At 64.6% G+C, this 19,472-nt stretch carries 18 protein-coding genes; 10 read left to right on the top strand and 8 right to left on the bottom strand.

What is annotated here, in order from left to right:
• Nucleotides 1-46: 46 nt before the first annotated feature.
• From ddh to ACSFDB_RS02070, 3 genes are all read right to left on the bottom strand, one after another.
• Nucleotides 47-976, bottom strand: a complete 930-nt coding sequence (gene ddh, locus ACSFDB_RS02060; RefSeq protein WP_440769381.1) for a D-2-hydroxyacid dehydrogenase — start codon at nucleotides 974-976, stop codon at nucleotides 47-49.
• A gap of 172 nt (nucleotides 977-1,148) precedes the next feature.
• Nucleotides 1,149-2,315, bottom strand: coding sequence for a cell division protein FtsZ (ftsZ, locus tag ACSFDB_RS02065; RefSeq protein WP_440769382.1), 1,167 nt, complete (start codon nucleotides 2,313-2,315; stop codon nucleotides 1,149-1,151).
• A 134-nt stretch (nucleotides 2,316-2,449) separates the two neighbouring features.
• The gene (locus ACSFDB_RS02070) at nucleotides 2,450-3,838 is read right to left on the bottom strand and encodes a D-aminoacyl-tRNA deacylase (RefSeq protein WP_440769383.1); all 1,389 of its coding nucleotides are present in this window, start codon (nucleotides 3,836-3,838) and stop codon (nucleotides 2,450-2,452) included.
• Between the two features lie 197 nt (nucleotides 3,839-4,035).
• Here ACSFDB_RS02070 and ACSFDB_RS02075 point away from each other — a divergent pair, with 197 nt between their 5' ends.
• From ACSFDB_RS02075 to ACSFDB_RS02095, 5 genes are all read left to right on the top strand, one after another.
• Nucleotides 4,036-6,612, top strand: coding sequence for a PAS domain S-box protein (locus ACSFDB_RS02075; RefSeq protein ID WP_440769384.1), 2,577 nt, complete (start codon nucleotides 4,036-4,038; stop codon nucleotides 6,610-6,612).
• An 86-nt stretch (nucleotides 6,613-6,698) separates the two neighbouring features.
• On the top strand, nucleotides 6,699-7,973 hold the full coding sequence (locus ACSFDB_RS02080; protein ID WP_440769385.1) for a DUF7344 domain-containing protein: 1,275 nt from the start codon (nucleotides 6,699-6,701) through the stop codon (nucleotides 7,971-7,973).
• Between the two features lie 100 nt (nucleotides 7,974-8,073).
• Entirely contained in the window at nucleotides 8,074-9,069 is a 996-nt protein-coding gene (gene sppA, locus ACSFDB_RS02085; RefSeq protein ID WP_440769386.1) for a signal peptide peptidase SppA, read from the top strand.
• Between the two features lie 80 nt (nucleotides 9,070-9,149).
• Complete coding sequence (locus ACSFDB_RS02090) at nucleotides 9,150-10,433, top strand: DUF373 family protein (protein ID WP_440769387.1); 1,284 nt, start codon at nucleotides 9,150-9,152, stop codon at nucleotides 10,431-10,433.
• Nucleotides 10,434-10,487: 54 nt separating this feature from the next.
• Complete coding sequence (locus tag ACSFDB_RS02095; protein ID WP_440769388.1) at nucleotides 10,488-11,213, top strand: diphthine--ammonia ligase; 726 nt, start codon at nucleotides 10,488-10,490, stop codon at nucleotides 11,211-11,213.
• A gap of 19 nt (nucleotides 11,214-11,232) precedes the next feature.
• Here ACSFDB_RS02095 and ACSFDB_RS02100 read toward each other — a convergent pair whose 3' ends face one another.
• Nucleotides 11,233-11,865 (bottom strand): cupin domain-containing protein, encoded by a 633-nt coding sequence (locus tag ACSFDB_RS02100; protein WP_440769389.1) that lies wholly within the window; start codon nucleotides 11,863-11,865, stop codon nucleotides 11,233-11,235.
• 166 nt (nucleotides 11,866-12,031) lie between these two features.
• Here ACSFDB_RS02100 and ACSFDB_RS02105 point away from each other — a divergent pair, with 166 nt between their 5' ends.
• Nucleotides 12,032-12,490: a DUF892 family protein gene (locus ACSFDB_RS02105; RefSeq protein ID WP_440769390.1), complete on the top strand. Its 459-nt coding sequence runs from the start codon at nucleotides 12,032-12,034 to the stop codon at nucleotides 12,488-12,490.
• 310 nt (nucleotides 12,491-12,800) lie between these two features.
• Nucleotides 12,801-13,277 carry a hypothetical protein gene (locus ACSFDB_RS02110; RefSeq protein WP_440769391.1) on the top strand — a complete coding sequence of 159 codons (477 nt, stop codon included), beginning with the start codon at nucleotides 12,801-12,803 and terminating at the stop codon, nucleotides 13,275-13,277.
• A 186-nt stretch (nucleotides 13,278-13,463) separates the two neighbouring features.
• Here the strand turns inward: ACSFDB_RS02110 and ACSFDB_RS02115 are convergent, their stop codons facing one another.
• Both ACSFDB_RS02115 and ACSFDB_RS02120 read right to left on the bottom strand, forming a co-directional pair.
• Nucleotides 13,464-14,177, bottom strand: a complete 714-nt coding sequence (locus tag ACSFDB_RS02115; protein ID WP_440769392.1) for a hypothetical protein — start codon at nucleotides 14,175-14,177, stop codon at nucleotides 13,464-13,466.
• A 106-nt stretch (nucleotides 14,178-14,283) separates the two neighbouring features.
• Complete coding sequence (locus ACSFDB_RS02120) at nucleotides 14,284-15,258, bottom strand: nucleotidyltransferase family protein (protein ID WP_440769393.1); 975 nt, start codon at nucleotides 15,256-15,258, stop codon at nucleotides 14,284-14,286.
• A 188-nt stretch (nucleotides 15,259-15,446) separates the two neighbouring features.
• Here ACSFDB_RS02120 and ACSFDB_RS02125 point away from each other — a divergent pair, with 188 nt between their 5' ends.
• Both ACSFDB_RS02125 and ACSFDB_RS02130 read left to right on the top strand, forming a co-directional pair.
• Nucleotides 15,447-15,743, top strand: a complete 297-nt coding sequence (locus tag ACSFDB_RS02125) for a transcriptional regulator (protein ID WP_440769394.1) — start codon at nucleotides 15,447-15,449, stop codon at nucleotides 15,741-15,743.
• A gap of 202 nt (nucleotides 15,744-15,945) precedes the next feature.
• Nucleotides 15,946-16,308 (top strand): DUF7344 domain-containing protein, encoded by a 363-nt coding sequence (locus ACSFDB_RS02130; RefSeq protein ID WP_440769395.1) that lies wholly within the window; start codon nucleotides 15,946-15,948, stop codon nucleotides 16,306-16,308.
• A 7-nt stretch (nucleotides 16,309-16,315) separates the two neighbouring features.
• On the opposite strand, the gene ACSFDB_RS02135 is transcribed toward ACSFDB_RS02130, so the two are convergent.
• A complete protein-coding gene (locus tag ACSFDB_RS02135) occupies nucleotides 16,316-16,804 on the bottom strand; it encodes a Rieske (2Fe-2S) protein (RefSeq protein ID WP_440769396.1) in 489 nt (162 codons plus the stop codon).
• Nucleotides 16,805-16,895: 91 nt separating this feature from the next.
• Between ACSFDB_RS02135 and ACSFDB_RS02140 the strand changes: the two genes are divergently transcribed.
• Entirely contained in the window at nucleotides 16,896-18,014 is a 1,119-nt protein-coding gene (locus ACSFDB_RS02140) for a saccharopine dehydrogenase family protein (protein WP_440769397.1), read from the top strand.
• 3 nt (nucleotides 18,015-18,017) lie between these two features.
• Here the strand turns inward: ACSFDB_RS02140 and ACSFDB_RS02145 are convergent, their stop codons facing one another.
• On the bottom strand, nucleotides 18,018-19,331 hold the full coding sequence (locus tag ACSFDB_RS02145; RefSeq protein WP_440770169.1) for an MATE family efflux transporter: 1,314 nt from the start codon (nucleotides 19,329-19,331) through the stop codon (nucleotides 18,018-18,020).
• Nucleotides 19,332-19,472 lie beyond the last annotated feature (141 nt).

A 19,472-nucleotide genomic window follows, 5' to 3' on the forward strand; every position in this document is an offset into this window, starting at 1 on the left:
ATCTCACGGCCCGTGGAATCTCTCCTCTCTCTGTAGCCCGACGGTATCACGCCACGCGGTTCAGTAGCGACTCGCCCGCCCGATACCGGCGAACGTTCTCGCGGACCAGTTCGGCGATATCGAGGTGGTAGCGGTTCGTCGCCGAGCCGCGGTGTGGCGTTACGATGACGTTCTCGAGGTCCCAGAGCGGCGATGACGGCGGCAGTGGCTCTGTCTCGAAGACATCTAGTGCGGCGCCGGCGATGGCGTCCGCTTCCAACGCTTCGACCAGCGCTGCCTCGTCGACGAGCGGCCCACGGGCCACGTTGATCAGGTAGGCGTCCGTCCGCATCGCGTCCAGCATCTCCGCATCGATCATCTCCTCAGTCTCCGGCGTGTGTGGGGCCGCGAGCGTGACGAACCGAGCGTCGGCGACGGCGTCCTCGAGCGCGGAGGGGGCGTAGATCTGCGAGACCGACGGTACGGACTCCTCGGAGCGGCGGACGCCGACGACCTCCATGCCGAGGGCGTCGGCTCGCTCCGCGATAGCAGTCCCGATCGTTCCGAGACCGACGACGCAGAGCCGTTCGCCCGAGAGCGTAAACGGGCGCTCGTAGGCCGGGTCGTGCCACTCCCGCTCTCCCTGGTGATCGCGGTACACGTGCAGCAGTCGCGCCAGCGACAGCATGTAGCCGACGGCGAGTTCGCCGACGGTCTCGCCGTGGATCCCGGTGCTGTTGGTGAGCGGGACTCCGGCCACCTCGTAGGCGTCGGTGTCGAACGCGTCGTACCCCGCGCGGATGCAGTGGACCCAGCCCGCCTCGAGAAATTCCGGGCGCGGTTCGAACGAAGCGACCGCATCCATCGAACTGTAAGACTCGTCGTCTCCGACGAGTTCGACCCGGACGTCGAGCCCGTCGAACGCATCGACGAACGCCGACTGCGGTATCTTCGTCCCGACCGATTCGTGCAGACAGAGCCGCTCGAGTGTCGCCATCTATCTCGACTGACTGGCGTCGTGTGCAAGAACGTTTTCGGGAGCCGTTCACCGACACGTCGGCTCCGCTGCGTGTACGAGGGTACGGTGTCGAATATCGCGACACGCTCGAGTGACGAAAATGGACTCCTCCCGGTCCTCTCCCGGCTCGCGAGCGGTGACTGCCGACTGATCAGTCGACGAAGTCGATGTCTTCGCCCTGTGCGGGCGCTTCGGGCTGGACGGCCTCGCCGTCGGGCTTGCCGTAGATCTGTGGCGACTCGACGCCGGTGACGACGATCATCGTCCGCATGCTGCCCTCGAGGGACTCGTCGATCGAGGTCCCCCAGATGATGCGCGCGTCGGGGTCGATCCGGTCGTAGATCTCCTCGACGACCCCTTCGGCCTCCTCGATGGCCATGTCGTTCCCACCGGTGACGTTGACGAGGGCGGAGCTCGCTCCCGAGATGTCGACGTCGAGCAGCGGCGAGCGGAGTGCGGTCTTAACCGAGTCCTCGGCTTTCGCTTCCGAATCGGACTCGCCCAGGCCGATCATCGCGACGCCACCGCGTTCCATGACGGTGCGAACGTCTGCGAAGTCCAGGTTGACGAGACCGGGTTTCGTGATGAGTTCCGTGATACCCTTGACCGAGCGCATCAGGACCTCGTCGCTCACCTTGAACGCCTGACGGACGGGGAGTTTGCCCACGGAGTCGAGCAGACGGTCGTTCGGAACGACGATCACCGTGTCGCTCACGTCGCGCAGACGCTCGAGGCCGGCTTCCGCGTTCGTGCGCCGAACTTCACCCTCCGCGGTGAACGGCGTCGTGACGATCGAGATCGTCAGCGCACCGGCCTCGCGGGCGGCTTTGGCGACGACCGGGGCGGAACCGGTTCCGGTTCCGCCGCCCAGACCCGCCGTAACGAAGACCATGTCGGAGCCGTCGATGGCGTCGTAGATGTCCTGCTGGCTCTCGAGGGCGGCCTCCTCGCCGACCTGTGGGAGCGAGCCGGCGCCGCGGCCGCTGGTCTTCTGTTTCCCCATCAGGATCTTGGTGTCGGCCTCGATCTCGACGAGGTGTTGGACGTCGGTGTTCGCGGCGACGAGTTTCGCGCCGTGAATCCCTTCCTCGTGCATTCGATTGATAGTGTTTCCGCCGGCGCCGCCGCAGCCGACGACGGTGATGTCGGTCTGAAGGTCCTGCAGGACGTCCTCCAGTTCGTCGTCGGTCATGGTTCCGGTCGGGTTCGATTCCGCTCCGGTCGGCGACTGCCCGTCCTGCGGTGGAGCATCGTCGGGGGCGCCTCCCGACTCCCCGTTTTCGGCCTCGTCGATGGCGTCGTCGATGATGGAGTCCATTCTTGACCCAGTCTAGAATATGGAGCATAATTACCTTTCCCCTACACGTCAGACGGATGTCTGACACAGTACGGAGAGATTACTGATCCACTGCTGACGGCTCAAATGCCGATACCGGGCCCGGTATGGGACCATTACCGCTCTATTCGGTCGGATTGGATCGGGAACTGAACAGTCTCCCTCGAGCGAACTCTCTCGGGCTTGATGGGTTCGCCATCGACGGTGACCGACTCGCCGCTCGCGAGCGCGCCGAACTTCGGCCCCTCCGGAACCCCGGCCTCGAGCGCCAGCGCCGGGTCGAAGGCGCTCCGCTCGGCGATCACGGCGTCGTCATCGCGCGTCACCGAGTCGTACTTCTCCTCGAGGACGGTCGCCAGTTCCGCGACGATCGTCTCGCGCGCGCCCCCCGAATCGGGGACCGAGTCGTCGGCCGAATCGCCAGCGCCGGCGTCGGGTATCGCGACTCGAGCGCCGACTCGACTACCGCCGTTTTCGGTCGTGAAGGCGACGGCGTTCGTCTCGACGATCTCCCGCACGCGGTCGGGATCGATCCCCTCTGCGGCGTCGATCAGTTCGGCCGGAAGGTCGACGACAGTGAACGCACCGTCCCGACGATCACCGAACCGGATTCCGTCGTCGACGGTTCCGAGTGCGGACTCGACGTCGGCGACCAGGTCGAGCGAGCGGTCCCCGACCTCGCGCAGCCAGGTCTCGGTCACGAGTCGGTAGTCCAGTTCCGCGAGCGTTTCCTCGAGCACTGGCCACTCGCCGTCGATCACGGCGACGTCGGTTCCGCTGGCGTCGAACGCCGCCTCGAGGACATCCCGATGGGCGCTCGGATGCCCCATCGCCTCGAGCGCCCAGTCGGCCGCGACGTGGCCGACGGCCCACGGCGTCTCGCGGACGATCCGCTCGAATCGCGGGACGTAGTGGTTGCCGCCGAAACCAACGATTTGCCTGTTGCGATGTGGTTCGACCCCCCGAAGCTCGAGGATCGCGCGGGCGACGGCGGCCGCGCCCTCTGGATCGTCCCACTGCTCGTCGTCGCTGCCGAGTTCGGCGAACAGCGATGGGCAGCCGACGTCGGTAGGGCCGTGGTGGGTACACTCCAGCCCGACGTCGTAGTTGTCGGGCGCGAGCTCGTCGAACGCCTCGAGCAGCCGGGCCAGCGCGTTCGGGGGCGCCTCAGCGACGGCGTCGTCCGCGCCGCCGAACTCGGCCGGACCGAAGTTCCCCGTGACGTGGCCCGTCAGCAGCGGCCCCGTGTCGCCGGAGTGACGCGACGCGAAGACGAGCAGGTCGGGGTCGCAGTCGAAGGCGTCGGCGGGGCGCTCGAGCTCGAGGTGAAGGGCCTCGAAGGAGCGCAGTTCGACGCCGTCCAGTCGGTAGACCGTTCCACCTCCTTCGGCCGCTGATCGGGAGTCGTCCGTCGCGGTTTCCCAGTCGGCGAGTTCGCGGAGCCGGTCGCAGATGTGGACCGACGCGCGATCGGCCCGGCTCTCGACGATAGCGAGTGCAGTCATACTCGAGTAGGCGACCCGGGCGCCGGTAACGTCGTCGGTTTTCGATCGTTGTTCGCCGGCGTTCCGGGTCGCTACCGCCGCTGTGGGATAAAACCGTGGCGATAGCTACCATCGGTTTTTCCCGTTCGGGAATGGTCGTTGGTAACCTACATCATCGTTGCTGATGATTGGCGATCCCCGACCGCGTACACCTACCTATGACTGATTCCCCGTCGAAGTGTGACGACTCAGCGACGGATTCCTCGTCGGAGAGCGACGACTCGACGAGCGAATCACTATCGGAGACCGGCGACGGCCCGGACGACGCCGATCCGCCGGAAGACGCCATGTTTCCGAACGGGATCGATCTCGACGTTCGTCAGCTAACCGCTCTGGTCAGCGACCACGCCGTCTGGTTGCTCGACGCCGACGGTCGCGTCGCCACGTGGAACGAACGGGCGGCGGCGCTGACGGGATACGACGAGAGCGAGATCGTCGGAACGCAGTATCGGATCTTCTTCCCGTCGGAGAGCCGTGAAACCGGACGGCCGGAGCAGCTCCTCGAGCGGGCTCGTATCGAGGGTCGGGCCGAAGACGACGGCTGGCGACGCCGAAACGACGGGGATCGACGCTGGGTCCGCGAGGTTATCGCTCCGGTTCGGGACGACGACGGGGATGGAAACGGAAACACAGCGGTCGATCGGGGCCGCGAGGGATCGTCGACCGTGTGCGTCGGTGTGGGAAGCGGTGAGGGGAGCGGCCAGCTTCTGGGCTATGCGATACTCGTCCACGACCGGACGACCGAGTACGAACGGGAACGAGAGCTTCGGGAGGAGAAAGCGTTCACGCAGAGCGTTTTCGAGGCCCAGCCCGACATCGTCTACGCGTTCGACGCCGACGGGAACTACGTCGAGTGGAACGATCGAATGCCGGAGGTGACGGGGTACGACGAGGCGGAACTCGCCGACATGGCACCCCTCGAGTTCGTCGCGGCCGAGCACCGAGAACGGATCACCGCCGCCATCACGCGCGTTCTCGAGGAGGACACCCACGTCACCGTCGAAGCGGATCTGCTGACGAAAGACGGTACCCGAATCCCGTACGAGTTCAACAGCGCGCGGATCACCGACGAAACCGGAACCGTCCTCGGCTTTACCGGTATCGGCCGAGACGTGAGCGATCGGAAAGCTCGCGAGCGAGAGCTGCGCGAGGAAAAAGCGCTCACGGAGAGCGTCTTCGAGGCCCAGCCGGATCTCCTCTACGCCTACGATACCGACCGCGGCCTGATTCACTGGAACGACCGGTTCGAGCAGCTCACCGGCTACGACACCGACGAGCTCGAGGGAATGAACCCGCTCGAGTTCATCGCGCCGCCGGACCGAGAGCACATCGGGCGCGCGATCGAACGGATCATGAAAGACGGCGAGCGCGTCACCGCCGAGGGGCGCGTGCTGACGAAAGACGGAACGACCGTTCCGTACGAGTTCAACAGCGCGCGGATCACCGACGAAACCGGGACCGTCCTCGGCTTTACCGGCGTCGGTCGGGATATCACCGACCGAAAGGTCCGGGAGCGCGAACTCGAACGCCTCGAGCGACTCAACGCGACGATTCGAACGATCGACGAGACGATGGTCGCGGCGGAGACCCGCGACGAAATCGAGTCGGCGATCGTCGAGGCGTTCGCCGCCGCCGACGCCTACCGGTTCGCCATCATCGGCCGGGTCGACACCGGTGTGGCGCCCGATCAGCTTCCGTGGGAGCCACAGGCGCGGGCCGGCATCGATGCGGACGGCGTAGAGAACGTCCGCTCGTTGTTCGTGGACGCGACCGACGATCCGGACGAATCGCCGTTCGAGATGGGAACCGTCCACTGCTATCGACACCTTCGCGAGAGCGACGTCGACGAGCGACGAACCGACGCTCGGGATCGCGATTACGGCTCGGTGGCGGTCGTGCCGATCGTCGCGAGCGGGCGTGCGTACGGCATGCTCGTCGTTGCGGCCCGCGAATCCGCCGCGTTCGCCGACCGCGAACGGGAGGTCCTCCAGGAGTTCGGCGGCACGATCGGGCACGCGATCAACGCGATGGCGGTCCGTCGACTCCTCTATCTGGACACCGTCGTCGAACTCGAGTTCGAGTCGACCGACCGGCAGGACGTCTGTATCGACCTCTCGGCTCGAACCGGCTGTCGCCTCTCCCTCGAGCACGTGTTGCCGCTGACCGACGAGCGGTACGTTTACTACGTCACGGTCGGCGACGCTGATCCGGAACGGATCCGCTCGATCGCGGGCGATCACGGGTCGATCACCGAGGTCCGACGCATCGATACCACCGGCGACGACAGCCACTGGGAGTTCGTCGTTCAGGGTCCGACGATCACCGGCTTGCTCGCGGATTACGGCGCCCGAATGCGTTCGGAAGTCGTCGAAGACGGCGTCGCGAGTTGTGTCGTCCAGGTCAGTCCGGACGTCGAGGTTCGCGACGTTGTCGAGACGATGACGTCGGCGTACCCCGAGATGCGACTCGTCTCGAAACGCACGGACGAGCAGGCGGTCGAGCCCCGCGGCGACTTCCGCCGACGGCTCGAGCGCGAGTTGACGACGAAACAGCGAACCGCGCTCGAGGCGGCCTACTACGGCGGCTACTTCGAGTGGCCGACGCGAAACAGTGACGCGAGCGAGATCGCCGATCGACTCGGTATCGCTCGGCAGACGTTCCACCAGCATCTCCGGGTCGCACAGGAGAAACTCCTCACGGCGTACCTCGACTCCGGCGAGACGAGTAACGGGTGACCGTCACGGTTCTCTAACGGTATCTTTCGGTCATACCAGAGCACGCTGGTACACACCTTTCCCGCACTCATCGTTTCTATCCGGCAATGAATTCGGACCTCGCTACCGAGCGAACGACTACTGCGTTCGACGTTCTCGCCGATTCCGGTCGCCGACGCGTACTTTCGACGCTTCTCGAACAGGATGGGGCGCTATCTCTGGAGACGCTCGCGACCGACGTCGCGGTCCGGGAGCACGGGTCGCCGATTGTCACCGAAGCCCAGTCCCGGACGGTACACATCGAGCTCGTCCACAATCACGTCCCGCGACTGCTCGACTGCGGTGTGCTTCGGGAGGTCGGCGACGACGAGACGCGCCGCGTCGCTCTCGCGGACCATCCGATTCTCGAGGCCGAGTGGGTCACCCGTCTCCTCGACCCCCCAACCAACGGACCGGAACACGACGAAGGGATGCTGGATCAGACACTCGAAGCGTTCCAACCTGCTCGTCGCCGAATCGCCTGTGCCGTCCTCTCGAGACACGACGAGTCGCTCCCGGTCGCCGACCTGGCTGCGATGCTCGTCGCTCGGGAGGAAGACACCCGACTCGTCGACGTCAGCGAGACGGACCGGGGTCCCGTCGAGACGACGCTCGCGCACAATCACCTGCCAGCCCTCGCCGACGTCGGCCTCGTCGAGTACGACGCCTCGAGTGAGACCGTCGCGCTCGCGACCGACGCCCCGCAGTGGCGAGCGAACTGGCTGACCGCGAGTCCGCTCGGGGAGATCACCGCGAGACTCGAGCCGGCCCGGAAACAGTTCGCCGACGGCTCGGTCGGGGCCGAATTCGATCCCGCGTCCGCGCTCGGTTCGTCGGAGGTGGGTGCGTGCTGGACTATCGAGGGGCGAGCGAACGTCGTGAGTCGAGCCCACGACATCGCCGACAGCGCCGAGGAGGAACTGTTCGTGACGGTTCCGGACGCGGGAATGATCCAGAACCGGTGTCTCGAGCGCTGGCGGGCCGCCGCCGAGCGCGGCGTCGACGTCTACATCGGATCGCGGTCACAGGAGGTCCGAGACGCCGTTCGCTCCGCCGTCCCCCAGGCGACGATCTGTAAGCCCCAATTCGACTGGCTGAACTACCCTCTCGACGGCGTCCACCACGGACGCGTCGTGTTCGCCGACCGCGAACGAGTGCTGCTCGTAACGATCGACGACTCGGGTACGACCGACAACCCGCACGTGACCGGGATCACCGGCGACGGGTCCGAGAACGCCCTCGCGATGCTCGTTCGCGAACACGTCGGGCCGCGACTGGACCGACTCGAGTCCCGATGTGCCGCCGGCGACTGGAACGGGCAGGCGACGCCGTTTCCGCTGTGAGGTCTCTGCCGAGCGGGTGAGTTCGACGGTCGATTCACCGAAACCACCAGTGCTTAACGGATGCCACCCACAGGTAGCGATATGATTCGAGGTGTGAGCTATGGTTAGCAGTGAAGGACTCGGTCGACTCCTGATCGTCGTGCTCGGCGCAGCGGTGTTCGCCGCCCTCGGGATCGCCCTGTTCGTCGTCGCACCGGCGAACATGACGGACCTCGTGGGAATCGTGCTCGCGCTCGCGCTCGTGCTCGTCGGGCTCCGCATCGCGGGCAATATCGCGAGCTCGCTGTTCCCGGGCTACGACGTCGCCGAGGTCGCCGTCGAGGGACCGATCACCCGCGACGGCGGCGGCGGACGGTTTCCCTCGAGTCCGGGCTCGACCCCGGCCGACGACATCGTCGACCAGATCGACCGCGCCGACGAGGACGAGACCGTCGACGCCTTGCTCTTGAAACTCAACACGCCGGGCGGCGAGGTCGTCCCGAGCGACGACATCCGGCTCGCGGCCGAACGCTTCGACGGCCCGACGGTCGCCTACACCACGGACGTCTGTGCCAGCGGCGGCTACTGGATCGCCAGCGGCTGCGACGAACTCTGGGCTCGAGACGGCAGCATCGTCGGCTCCATCGGCGTCATCGGCTCCCGGGTGAACGCGAGCGACCTCGCGGAGAAGGTCGGACTCTCCTACGAGCGGTTTGCGGCGGGTGAGTTCAAGGACGCCGGAACGCCGCTGAAGGACCTCGAGGAGAACGAACGCGAGTACCTCCAAGGACTGATCGACGACTACTACGAGACGTTCGTCGAGCGGGTCAGCGACGGCCGCAACCTCGACAGCGAGTTCGTTCGCGACACGGAGGCCCGCATCTACCTCGGCGAAGAGGCCTACGAGATGGACCTGGTCGACCACCTCGGGACGCGCCGAGAGATCGAGACCGAACTGGCGGATCGATTGGATCGAGACGAGGTCTCCATCGAGGAGTTCGAGCCCGATCGGCCGCTGATGGCCCGCGTCGGCACCGGTGCCCAGCAGATCGCCTACGCCTTTGGGGCCGGTATCTCCGGGCTCGCCGAGGACCGCGAGTTCCGGCTGCGGACCTGAGTCGACGCAGGCCGAACGCCGTCCGCCAACAATTCGAACGAGTAAGTGGTTTTATCGTCACACAGCATGGAACAGCAACCGTGACAACGCTGGTCGTCTGTCTCGACCGGACCGACGACGTGGGACGCAAGACCGGTCTTCGCTCGCCCGTCGTCGGCTGGGAGGCAGTCCGCGCGCTCGTAACCGACGTCGGACTCGCGGATCCGGAGGATTCGGGAGTTAACTCCCTGCTCGAGACGTTGCGCGTCGCCCAGGATCTCCGCGACGAGAACGAGGAGGTCGTCGTCGCAGTCGTCTCGGGGGACCGAGAGTCGATGGTCTCGGCGGACCGAGCCGTCGCCAAGCAGATCGACGAACTCGTGGCCACGTACGATCCGGACTCCGCGGTCGTCGTCATCGACAGCGCGGAGGACGAGCGACTGGTGCCGATCGTCGAGAGCCGCGTGCAGGTCGACTCGGTCGACCGCGTCGTCGTTCGACAGGCGCGGGACATCGAGTCGACGTACTACCTGCTCAAGCAGTTCCTCGCCGACGAAGAGCTCCGTCAGACCGTGCTCGTGCCGATCGGGCTGACGTTCCTGGTCTTCCCGATGCTCGCGACCTTCCTCGGGCCCGCACAGGGAGCGGCCGCGATCACGACCGTCATCGGCGTCTTCCTGCTCTACAAGGGGTTCAATATCGACGACTGGATCGCCAGAGTCGCCCACCAGGTTCGCGAGTCGCTGTACTCGGGGCAGGTCTCGGTCGTCACCTACGTCGTCGCCGCCGGCTTGACCCTCGTCGGTCTCTTCGCCGGCGTCCTCGGCGTCTCGAGTCTCGACGACCCGCCGGGCGTCGTGATCCCGGCGATGCAGTTCGTCTTCGACGCCGTCCCGTGGCTCGCGATGGCCGCCCTGACGGCCAGCGCCGGCCGACTGCTCGACGAAGCCATCAGCGACGAGCCGATCCGGACGTCCTTCCTCAACCTGCCCTTTATTGTCGTCTCCGTTTCGCTGGTGGTTCGCGGGTTCTCCGCGTACTTCCTCGAGCAACAGGGGGTCGAAGAGCCGTTCTCGGTGCCGGCCTACGAGTTCGGCGTGGTGTCGAACGAGAGCTTCGCGATCACGGCCGGCGAGCGACTCGCGCTGTTCGTCGTCGTCGCGATCGTGGTCAGTCTCGTCGGCGCGCGGGTCGCGTCGTACTTCAGTGGGACCCGAAACGAGGACGAGGCCGAGCTCGCGGACGGCTCCGGCTCGACGATCTCCGAATCGGATCGGGAGTCGAACGCAGACGTCACATCAGAACTCACAGACGGCGGGCCCTCGAGGGAGTCGACGCCGACGATCGATTCGGAGTCGGACGGCGACCCGGATTCGATGGAGTAACGCCCGCACAGGACGACTCGGTACCCATTTACTCCTGTACGCGTACTGACGACCATGAGCGATACAGACGGCACGTGGGTGAGTCTCTTTTCGGGCGGCAAGGATTCCTCCTGGGCGCTGTACCGGGCCCTCGAGGACGGACTCGAGGTTTCCCGTCTCGTCACCGTCCACCCGACGGGTGACTCCTACATGTATCACGTCCCCGCGACGGCTCTCGCCGCGCTCGCGGCCGAAAGCACTGGCATTCCGCTCGTCGACGTCGAGCCGGAAGACTTCGAGGCCGCCGATGCGGCCGACTCGGGTGCGCAGGGCGACGACGAACTCGAGCCGCTCGAGGCCGCCCTGACCGAACTCGATTCGGAACTCGAGGGCGGCATCGCCGGCGTCACCGCCGGAGCCGTCGAGAGCGAGTATCAGACGAGCCGCATTCAGGGGATGTGCGACCGACTCGGCTGCGAGCTGTACGCCCCGCTCTGGCAGGAAGAGCCACGGGAACTCGCGGACGCGATGCTCGAGGCCGGGTTCGAAATCAAAATCATCCAGGTCGCGGCGGAAGGGCTGGACGAGTCGTGGCTCGGCCGAACGCTCGACCGCGAGGCCATCGAGGAACTCGAGGCACTACACGAGGAGTACGGCGTCCACATCCTCGGAGAGGGCGGCGAGTTCGAGACCTTGGTGGTGGACGGGCCGCACATGGAGCGGCGGATCGACCTCGAGTATGAAATTGAGTGGGAGGGGACCCGTGGGCGGTTGCGGGTTACGGATGCACGGCTCGAGTGAAGACTGTCACGAGGAGTGATCAGGTGTCCGATTCGGAATCGCTCTCGCGGACCGGGAGCGGGTCGTCCGGAATCCGTAGCCCGCGGACTCGAGCGACCGTCGGGAGGAAAACACCCATCGCGGCCGCAACCGGCCTGCTGACCGGGGCCGCGATCATCGGGCCGTACGCCTTCGTGACGAGTCCGAAGTACGGCAGACTCAGCCCGCTCTCGGGGTAGCTGTCGGCGCTCAAGGCGTGCTCTGCGAGCACGAACTCCTTGAACGACAGCGCCGGCGTCATGCTCACCGCGAGGACGGCCTCCTCGTCGCTGACCACCTCGTAGCCGTGGGAAACGCCGGGTTCGATTCGGACGTGATCGCCACGCTCGAGGACGCGTGCGTCGCCGTCGATGGTCGCCCGGACGCGACCCGACTGGACGGTGATGGTTTCAGTCTGCTCGGGGTGGGTGTGCTCGCCGACTTCGTGGCCGGAGCCGAGGTAGAACTTCAACGTGAGCGGTCCCGACTCCGGGTCGGCGGGTTCGTTCAGGAACTCGACGCGCTCCGGACGGACCGGGTGGTCGGTGACGGTGACGTCTCGCCCGCCGCGAGATTCGATCCACTGGTTTTCGTTGCCGCGGCGAACGGCTCCCGAGACGGGCTTCGAAGACATGACATCTGTAGAGAACGGGCGAGATCATAAGCATATCGTCATGATCCGCATAGATCATTTTCGGCCTGATATGCGGGCGCTCCCGACAGCACACCCGTTCGAAGCGGTGACGACAAGCAACTGACGGCTGTACCACGTTCCGTCTCGGCGATGACTTACCGCCCGCATGATCGAATCAGAAGGCGACCTGTTCGTCCGAGAGCTTCGCGAACGCTATCACATCGAACGCGAACTCGAGGAGTTCCAGACCGAGTTAGCGGAGTCCGCGACCGACGAGGAACTCGAGGAGGACTACATGGCCCACAGCGAGACGACGACCGAGCAGATCGGTCGCCTCGAGCCGATCTTCGAGAGGCTGCAGGCCGAACCCGGTCCAATCGAGAGCTCGGCGCTCGAGGGGCTGCGAGCCGAACGCGAAAAGATCGTCGACGATCTGCAGGATCCCGTCCTGGGCGACCTCGTCGAGTCCGAACTCGGTCGGTCGATCGAACGCCTCGAGATCACGAAACTCGAGACACTGCTGACGCTGGCCGATCGGATGGATCTGCCCGAAGAGATCGTCGATCCGCTTGAAGAGGCGAAACGGGAGGCTGAGAACGGGCTCGAGCGGATGCAGAAGCACTAGTACAGTCTCACTAGGCGCCCTTCAACAACTCGAGCCGATCTGACCACTTTCACCACGGCCGGCAAGCGTCTACGGTGTCCGTTCTCGAACGATGAGCTATGGCGACGATCGATTCGCCCTAGTGTGGTTAATGTTTGATGAACCTTCTCTTTCCCATTTGATTCGGCTTAGTTACTTTATCTGCTATAATTAAATATAACTCTTGAAATTAAAATTCTATTCTAACATATTATTTCAATTCACATGCCTATCTCTAACTTCACAAATAAGCACCCAAAATACACATATATTTGTGTGATTGAGAATGAATATGAAACGCCGTGAAATAGCTACAGTCACAGGAATAGCCCTCAGTCAATGTCTTGTGGGTTGTTTGGATCGAGATGATGCAAGTAGTTCAAATGGGAGTGTTGCCCCATCTGAAATTGTGAATCAGGAACTGAAGATCATAAGTAGAGAAGAACTAGATAACTCGGGGCCCAGCGTAGATGAACCACCAGCAATTACGATCAATGAGACCGAATCGCAAATTGAAATTGTAGGTAGAATCTCATATGGGCAGAGCAATTGCAATGAGATTGGTTTCGGAGACGTAAATATAGACACTAGTAGTAATGATCTTATCATTGATGTGAATGTACAAGAAATAGATACTGATGATGACTGTCATTCAGACTTAAAAGAGGAGACATACCGAGGCAAAATTGAGTTGGATGAGGGAGTTCCAGATGTTATCACAGTAGGTGAATATGGGCCCAACTACAGTTTTGAAGAAACAAAGCCATAGGTAATACGATATTCATCCATAGTGGTACAATCTGGGAGGTTGAGAATTACCCACTTTTCTTGTTATCTCGTGTGTCCTGCGTGCGACACCTCTCGATTTCTGTGAGGTATCCGTACTCGCTTTCGAACGCGGCGTCTCCGATCGTCACCCTGTCTATCGCGTATTCCACCGTCTCTCGAGTCGCGATCAGCCGTGATCGACGGTCGATCCCGCCGCCTCGAGAACCGCCTCGCGGTCGTCCGCGTCGGTGAACGTCCACCACGCGAGGCGGTCGATATCGAGCATCGTGTACGACGATTCGAGCGCCAGCCACTCGCCGGAAGCGATGGTCCGCAGATCGGTCGCCGTATCGAGGGGAGACGACTTGAGGTCGTCGTCGATGGCGTCGATCAGCGCTACGACCGTCGAATCAGGTGTGATCGTCTCGATTCCCGCCAGTTGCCGGAGGGACTGAAAACTCGAGGGGCCGACGCCGGCGATCGACCCGATGGGATCCGCGTCGTAGCGGTAGGGGTCCGCCGCGCTCGCCCAGCCGACGAGCGCGGCCAGATCGTCGGTTTCCGGCCGATCCGCGAGCACGCGGGCAGCCTCGAGCAGGACGTGGCGTTTTCGCTGCGCGCCGAACGCGTCGATCAGGTCCTCGTCCTCGAGATCGAGCGCAGCCAGCGCGTCGAACGAATCGACGCGGCCGGTCGCGACGAACGACTCACGGAACCGTTCGACGGTCGGCTTGACGCCGCCGACGAACCCCTGGCCGGTCGTCGACGCAGCGGCCTCGGCCAGCAGGAGCCGTTGATCGTCGCCGCTCCAGCGGCGATGCTCGCGGAAGGCGGCTGCGAGGTCCTCGCAGGGAACGCCCTCGGCGTGCCGGTCGAGGATCGTCTGCACCCCCTCGGACATGTAGCTTGTCGACACACATCACACGGGGGACGTATAGCTGTATCGTCCAGCGACGCCGTCGGCCGCGCTCCGTCGGCGGTCGGTGGCGAGAACACCGACGGCCTGCTCACTGCGGCGAACCGTTCGTAATCGTCGTGTGGGCCCCGATGAGCGCGCCCGCGAGGTCAAGTTCCTCGAGATGGGTGCCCTCGTCGATGATCGAACGGCGGATGTCGCCGTTTCTGACGGTTGCTTTCGGGAATATCACCGCCTGATCGAGGTTCGTGTTCTCGAGGGTGACGTCGGCCATCACGTGGACGTTCTCGCCGATCGTGGCGTTCTCGAGGCTCGCCGAATCGTCGACCATCGACTCGCCGTCTAAGTGCCAGGCGACGGCGTCGAGATAGCTCTCGGGGGTGCCGATGTCGAACCACGCGTCCTCGAACGTGTAGGCGTAGGTCGCCTCGCGCTCTTGGAGCCACTGGACGAACCAGCCGGGTTCGTCGGGGTTGTTCCCGTCCTCGAGGTACGTCGAGAGCAGGGAGAGCGAGTCGGCGGGGAACGCGTAGCAGGCGATCGAGACGAGCGTGCTCTTGGGGTCGTCGGGTTTCTCCTGAAAGTTGACGACCCGCTCGCCGTCGAGTTCGACCAGTCCGTAGGATTTGGCCTTCTCGCGCGAGCCGACGTCGTAGGCGGCCAGCGTCGGTGCCCCTCGTTGCTCGAAGTCGTCGATAAAGTCGGCGACGTCGAAGCTGATCAGGTTGTCTCCCGCGATGACCAGCAGATCGTCGTCGACGTTCTCGCGGTCGATTAGCTGGGCGAGCGCGCCCACAACGCCGAACTTGTGGTCTTCCTCGCTCGTCTCCTCGATCGACAGCGTCGGTTTGTCGAACTCGCTGTCCGCGAGGTGGGCCTCGAAGTCGGGCGCAAATCGCTCGTTCGTGCTGACGTAGACCTCGTCGATTCGTCCGTCCGCCTCGAGTTCGGCGAAGATACGATCGATGACGGTCGACTCACCGATCGGGAGGAACATCTTCGGCCGATGCTTCGTGATCGGCCACATCCGGGTCGCGTATCCGCCGGCAAGGACGACGGCCTTCATGTCACGGTGTTCACCTGCGCGGGGTAAGTGGTTTGTCCTTTCATACGGTTTGCTGTACCGATGTACCGGTGGGACCCCAGGACTGATCGTGGTCCCACTGGAAATGGCTTACAACAGACAGTATCAGCGGGTATCGAGTCGCCGGACGTGAGCGGGAGATGTAAGGGGCCGACGACCGTGCATCGAGTATGCGCGAGGCCGACGAAACGACGCGACAGCGACTAGCAGACGCCCTCCGTGAAAACCCCGCAACGCCGAGCGAGCTCGCGGTCGAGCTCGATCTCACCCCCCACTCGGTACTCCGACACGCCGAACACGTCTTCCGGTCGGTGGATAGCGCGGAGACGGACGAACAACTCCTCGTCGCACCGCCGACGTGTCGCGACTGCGGCTTCGACGACTTCGACGACCTGTTGAACCTGCCGTCGCGATGTCCCAGTTGTAAGAGCGAGGCCGTCTCCGAGCCGACGCTGACGATCGAGTGAGACGTATCCCTCGTCTGGACAGTCTGTTTTGACTGACAACCTGAAACGGATTCGATACTAATATTTACTGTGGAGGCGAGAAATCGGTACGAACCCTCGAGCGACGGACGGTCGGCCCCGACGGTCCGACCGACCGCTCCCCCACCTCTCGTCTTCACGTCACGGGGCTCGTTCGTTCCGAGCGGTCGCACGGAATATACACATGACTGCCACACCCCCTACCGAGTCCGACTGTGTCGAGTTCGTGCTGGCGGTCCTCGACAACTTGGAATCCTGTGAGGCGTCGGCATCGACGGTCAACCGGGCGTTCGGGCTCCTCTCCGACCAGCGCAGACGGCTCCTCCTCGAGGTGATGCGCACGTACGGCGAATCGTTGACGCTGCCCGACGCCGCCGAGGAGGTCGCCGTTCGCGAAACCGGCTGCAAGGTGACGAACATCTCGGCCGAACGCGTCCACGAGGTCTACATCTCGCTCTATCACGACCATCTGCCCCGACTCATCGACGCCGGATTGCTCGAGTACGACCAGGAACGGGATCTGGTCTCTCCCGCCGCGCTCCGCTGACCGGGAACTAGATTTTGACGTTCGACGTCGAGGTGAGGTCGTCATCGTCGTCGATCGGCCCCTCGCCGACGAACGAGTAGTCGTCGTCGGTCAGATAGACGTCACCGCCGTCGACGGTGACCTCGAGGCCGTTCAGATACGCGCCCTCGCAGGGACCGTACGTACACTCGCCCGACTCGCTATCGAAGTAGGCGCCGTGGTTGGCACAGACGAGTTCGCCGTCTCGCATGGGAGCACCCGATCCTTTGTCGATTTTGATATGAGTGAGGTGTTGACAGTAGTTCAACCAGCAGGAGAGTTGTGGTCCGTCGGCGAGCTCTGCGGGCCGTTCGGCCTCACAGCCGTCGCGTGAACCGTCATCGCAGCCGCCAGACGGACCGTCGCTCGCGACGAGAATTGCCTCCCGCTCTTCGCCCTCGTCGTCCGTCACTCGAAAGAGCACCGTCGACTCCGACGGCACCTCCTCGAGCGCGGCAATCCGCTCTGAGACGTCCATTGGCCCCCGATTATCCACCCGAAATCCTGAACGTTTCGATATGGGACCCGTCTGACGCAACTTTAACACCCTGAGAACCAAACGACGGCCAATGGACTCCCTCCTCATCTACGGCTCGTACGGCTACACTGGTCGGCTGATCGCCCGCGAGGCCGTCTCTCGAGGAGGGTCGCCGGCCATCGCCGGTCGCGACGGTCGAGCCGTCGCGCGGCAAGCGGACGAGCTCGGCGTCGAAGGACGCACGTTCGGCCTCGGTGACGATGTCGCGTCCCACATCCGGAATTTCGACGCCGTCTTGAACTGTGCGGGCCCGTTCGTGAAGACGGTCGATCCGCTCGTCGAGGCCTGTCTCGAGACCGAAACCGACTACCTCGACATCACGGGGGAGTTCCGCGTCTTCGAGCGGTTGCGACGACGGGACGAGGCGGCTCGAGACGCGAACGTGACGCTGCTGCCCGGCGTCGGCTTCGAGGTCGTTCCTTCGGACTGTCTGGCGGCGTTTCTCCACGAGCAGCTTCCGTCGGCGACCGACCTCTCGTTGGGTGTCAAGGGGAACGGCCCCCTCTCGCGGGGGACCGCCCGGACGTTCGTCGAAGAGCTCGGAACCGACGGCGTCGTTCGCCGCAACGGCCGACTGATCAAAGTTCCCATCGCGTATCGGACGCGCGAGATCGATTTCGGTACCGGTCCCGAGCACGCGGTCTCGGTGCCGTGGGCCGACGTCGTCACCGCCGCACACAGTACCGGAATCGGCTCGATCGAGGTGTACGCGGCCGTGCCGTCGTGGGCGACCCGGGGGATGGCCGTCGTCGACTCCCTGGGCTGGCTGCTCGAGCGACGCCCGATCAAAGGCGGACTGAGGCGGCTGGTCGATTCGCAGGCCGACGGTCCCGACGAACGGGAACTCGCCACCGATACGGCGACGATCTGGGGAGAAGCGGTCGACGAATCGACCGGCCGTCGCGCACGCGCTCGAGTCCGCACGCCGAACCCGTACGCGCTCACGGCCGAGAGCGCGGTGACCGCCGCCGAACGGCTCCTCGACGGGCACGACCAGCCCCGGAAACGGATTCCGGCCGGCTTCCAGACACCGGCGTCAGCGTTCGGTAGCGATTTCGTCCTCGAACTGACGGGAACGGATCGCGAACTCCTCGCGGCGCCGAGCGAATCCGGAGAACCCGAACGGTCGCCGCTCGAGTCCGACGATTAACGGTCAATTCTCGCCGGGCGTGCTCCCACGCTCGTCCATCATCGTTTGCGTTCGCTCGATCCAGGCGCCGCGATAGAAGCCGATGGCGACGTAGACGGTCGCCCAGACGTAGTAGATCACGATCGAGGCGTAGATCGCTGGTACGCCATAACCCAGATAGATGCCACCGACGGCGGAGACGCCGAGCATGCCGACGAACATCCCGGAGACGCGGGCGATGAACGGCGTCTGCGTGTCGCTGCCGCTCGTGAGCGCGCCCGCAAGGACGATGTACAGCGCGGTGACGGGTGCCGCGAGCGCGTAGGCGCGGGCGAAGCCGCTCGCGTAGGACAGCGTCTCCGGATCGTCGGTGAACAGCGCGACCAGCGGTTCGGCGGCCGCAAAGAGGACCGCACCGAGCGAGCCGATGGTCACCACGGCGAGTGCGGCGGCGGCCCAACCGTTGTACCGCGCTCCGGCGGGGTCGCCGTCCCCTAGCGTCTGGCCGACGACGATGCTCGTTCCGGTGCGATACCCCCTCGAGAGCGGCCCCGTGAGTTGCTGGTAGACGCGGCGGCCGATCTGGTAGGCGGCGTTTACCTCCGTCCCGAAGTACAGCAGGATCGAGTTGAACGGGAACTCGATGATGGTCGTCGCCAACCCCTCCGCGATTCGCGGCGCGCTGATCGCGAACAGTTGCCTCGTGATCGTCCACTGACGCGGACGGACGAATCCCGCAGGCGTCCACGATTGCTGGATGGCCACGACGAGCACGACCGCAGAGAAGACGTTCCCGAAGGCGGTCGCGATGCCCACGCCGACGATCTGTAGCTCCGGGGCGGGCCCCAGCCCCAGTCCGAGCACGAGCGTTCCGACGATGTTGAGGGCGTTCGAAACGCCGTTGACGTACATCGGGGTCCGCGTGTCGCCGGCTCCCTGGATCGACCGCGCGGCGACCAGCGTGACGTGTCTGGCGGGGGTCGTCGCGAAGATGATCGCGAGGTAGAGCCCGCCCATGCGGGCGACCTCCGATTCGGCCCCCAGCACGTCGATCGCCCATCGGCCGAAGAGAAAGCCGAACAGGACGAACGGCACCCCGGTGAGCGCGCCGATCAGGATCGCCTGCGTGATCGCCTCGTCCCGATTCGTCGTTGCGCCGCTACCCGTATCCTGACTCGAGAGCGCGATGACGCCGCTGCCGAGCCCCAGCCCGATCCGGAGCGGCAATCGGGCGTAGAGATCCGCCAGCCCGACAGCTGCCACCGCCGCGGGGGAGAACAGCGCCGTCACGACGATGTCCGTCGTCCGCATCAGCGTCCGGAGGAACTGCTCGACCATCACCGGCCACGAGAGATCGAAGATGCGCCGCCAGACCGCGAACAGCCGTCGTCGTCCGCCGGGAAGCACACGAGTAGGTCGACTCCTTCGACGCTTGAACCTAGTGAAGGCGGCACTCGAGGTGAACCGTCGGCGCGGAAC

This window comes from Natronorubrum amylolyticum (assembly GCF_052040145.1).
Classification (GTDB): domain Archaea; phylum Halobacteriota; class Halobacteria; order Halobacteriales; family Natrialbaceae; genus Natronorubrum.

Excerpts from the sequence above, each read along its gene's own strand:
- ddh (WP_440769381.1), bottom strand. The coding sequence starts at position 976 with ATGGCGACACTCGAGCGGCTCTGTCTGCACGAATCGGTCGGGACGAAG.
- ftsZ (WP_440769382.1), bottom strand. The coding sequence starts at position 2,315 with ATGGACTCCATCATCGACGACGCCATCGACGAGGCCGAAAACGGGGAG.
- ACSFDB_RS02070 (WP_440769383.1), bottom strand. The coding sequence starts at position 3,838 with ATGACTGCACTCGCTATCGTCGAGAGCCGGGCCGATCGCGCGTCGGTC.
- ACSFDB_RS02075 (WP_440769384.1), top strand. The coding sequence starts at position 4,036 with ATGACTGATTCCCCGTCGAAGTGTGACGACTCAGCGACGGATTCCTCG.
- ACSFDB_RS02080 (WP_440769385.1), top strand. The coding sequence starts at position 6,699 with ATGAATTCGGACCTCGCTACCGAGCGAACGACTACTGCGTTCGACGTT.
- sppA (WP_440769386.1), top strand. The coding sequence starts at position 8,074 with ATGGTTAGCAGTGAAGGACTCGGTCGACTCCTGATCGTCGTGCTCGGC.
- ACSFDB_RS02095 (WP_440769388.1), top strand. The coding sequence starts at position 10,488 with ATGAGCGATACAGACGGCACGTGGGTGAGTCTCTTTTCGGGCGGCAAG.
- ACSFDB_RS02100 (WP_440769389.1), bottom strand. The coding sequence starts at position 11,865 with ATGTCTTCGAAGCCCGTCTCGGGAGCCGTTCGCCGCGGCAACGAAAAC.
- ACSFDB_RS02105 (WP_440769390.1), top strand. The coding sequence starts at position 12,032 with ATGATCGAATCAGAAGGCGACCTGTTCGTCCGAGAGCTTCGCGAACGC.
- ACSFDB_RS02110 (WP_440769391.1), top strand. The coding sequence starts at position 12,801 with ATGAAACGCCGTGAAATAGCTACAGTCACAGGAATAGCCCTCAGTCAA.
- ACSFDB_RS02115 (WP_440769392.1), bottom strand. The coding sequence starts at position 14,177 with ATGTCCGAGGGGGTGCAGACGATCCTCGACCGGCACGCCGAGGGCGTT.
- ACSFDB_RS02120 (WP_440769393.1), bottom strand. The coding sequence starts at position 15,258 with ATGAAGGCCGTCGTCCTTGCCGGCGGATACGCGACCCGGATGTGGCCG.
- ACSFDB_RS02125 (WP_440769394.1), top strand. The coding sequence starts at position 15,447 with ATGCGCGAGGCCGACGAAACGACGCGACAGCGACTAGCAGACGCCCTC.
- ACSFDB_RS02130 (WP_440769395.1), top strand. The coding sequence starts at position 15,946 with ATGACTGCCACACCCCCTACCGAGTCCGACTGTGTCGAGTTCGTGCTG.
- ACSFDB_RS02135 (WP_440769396.1), bottom strand. The coding sequence starts at position 16,804 with ATGGACGTCTCAGAGCGGATTGCCGCGCTCGAGGAGGTGCCGTCGGAG.
- ACSFDB_RS02140 (WP_440769397.1), top strand. The coding sequence starts at position 16,896 with ATGGACTCCCTCCTCATCTACGGCTCGTACGGCTACACTGGTCGGCTG.
- ACSFDB_RS02145 (WP_440770169.1), bottom strand. The coding sequence starts at position 19,331 with ATGGTCGAGCAGTTCCTCCGGACGCTGATGCGGACGACGGACATCGTC.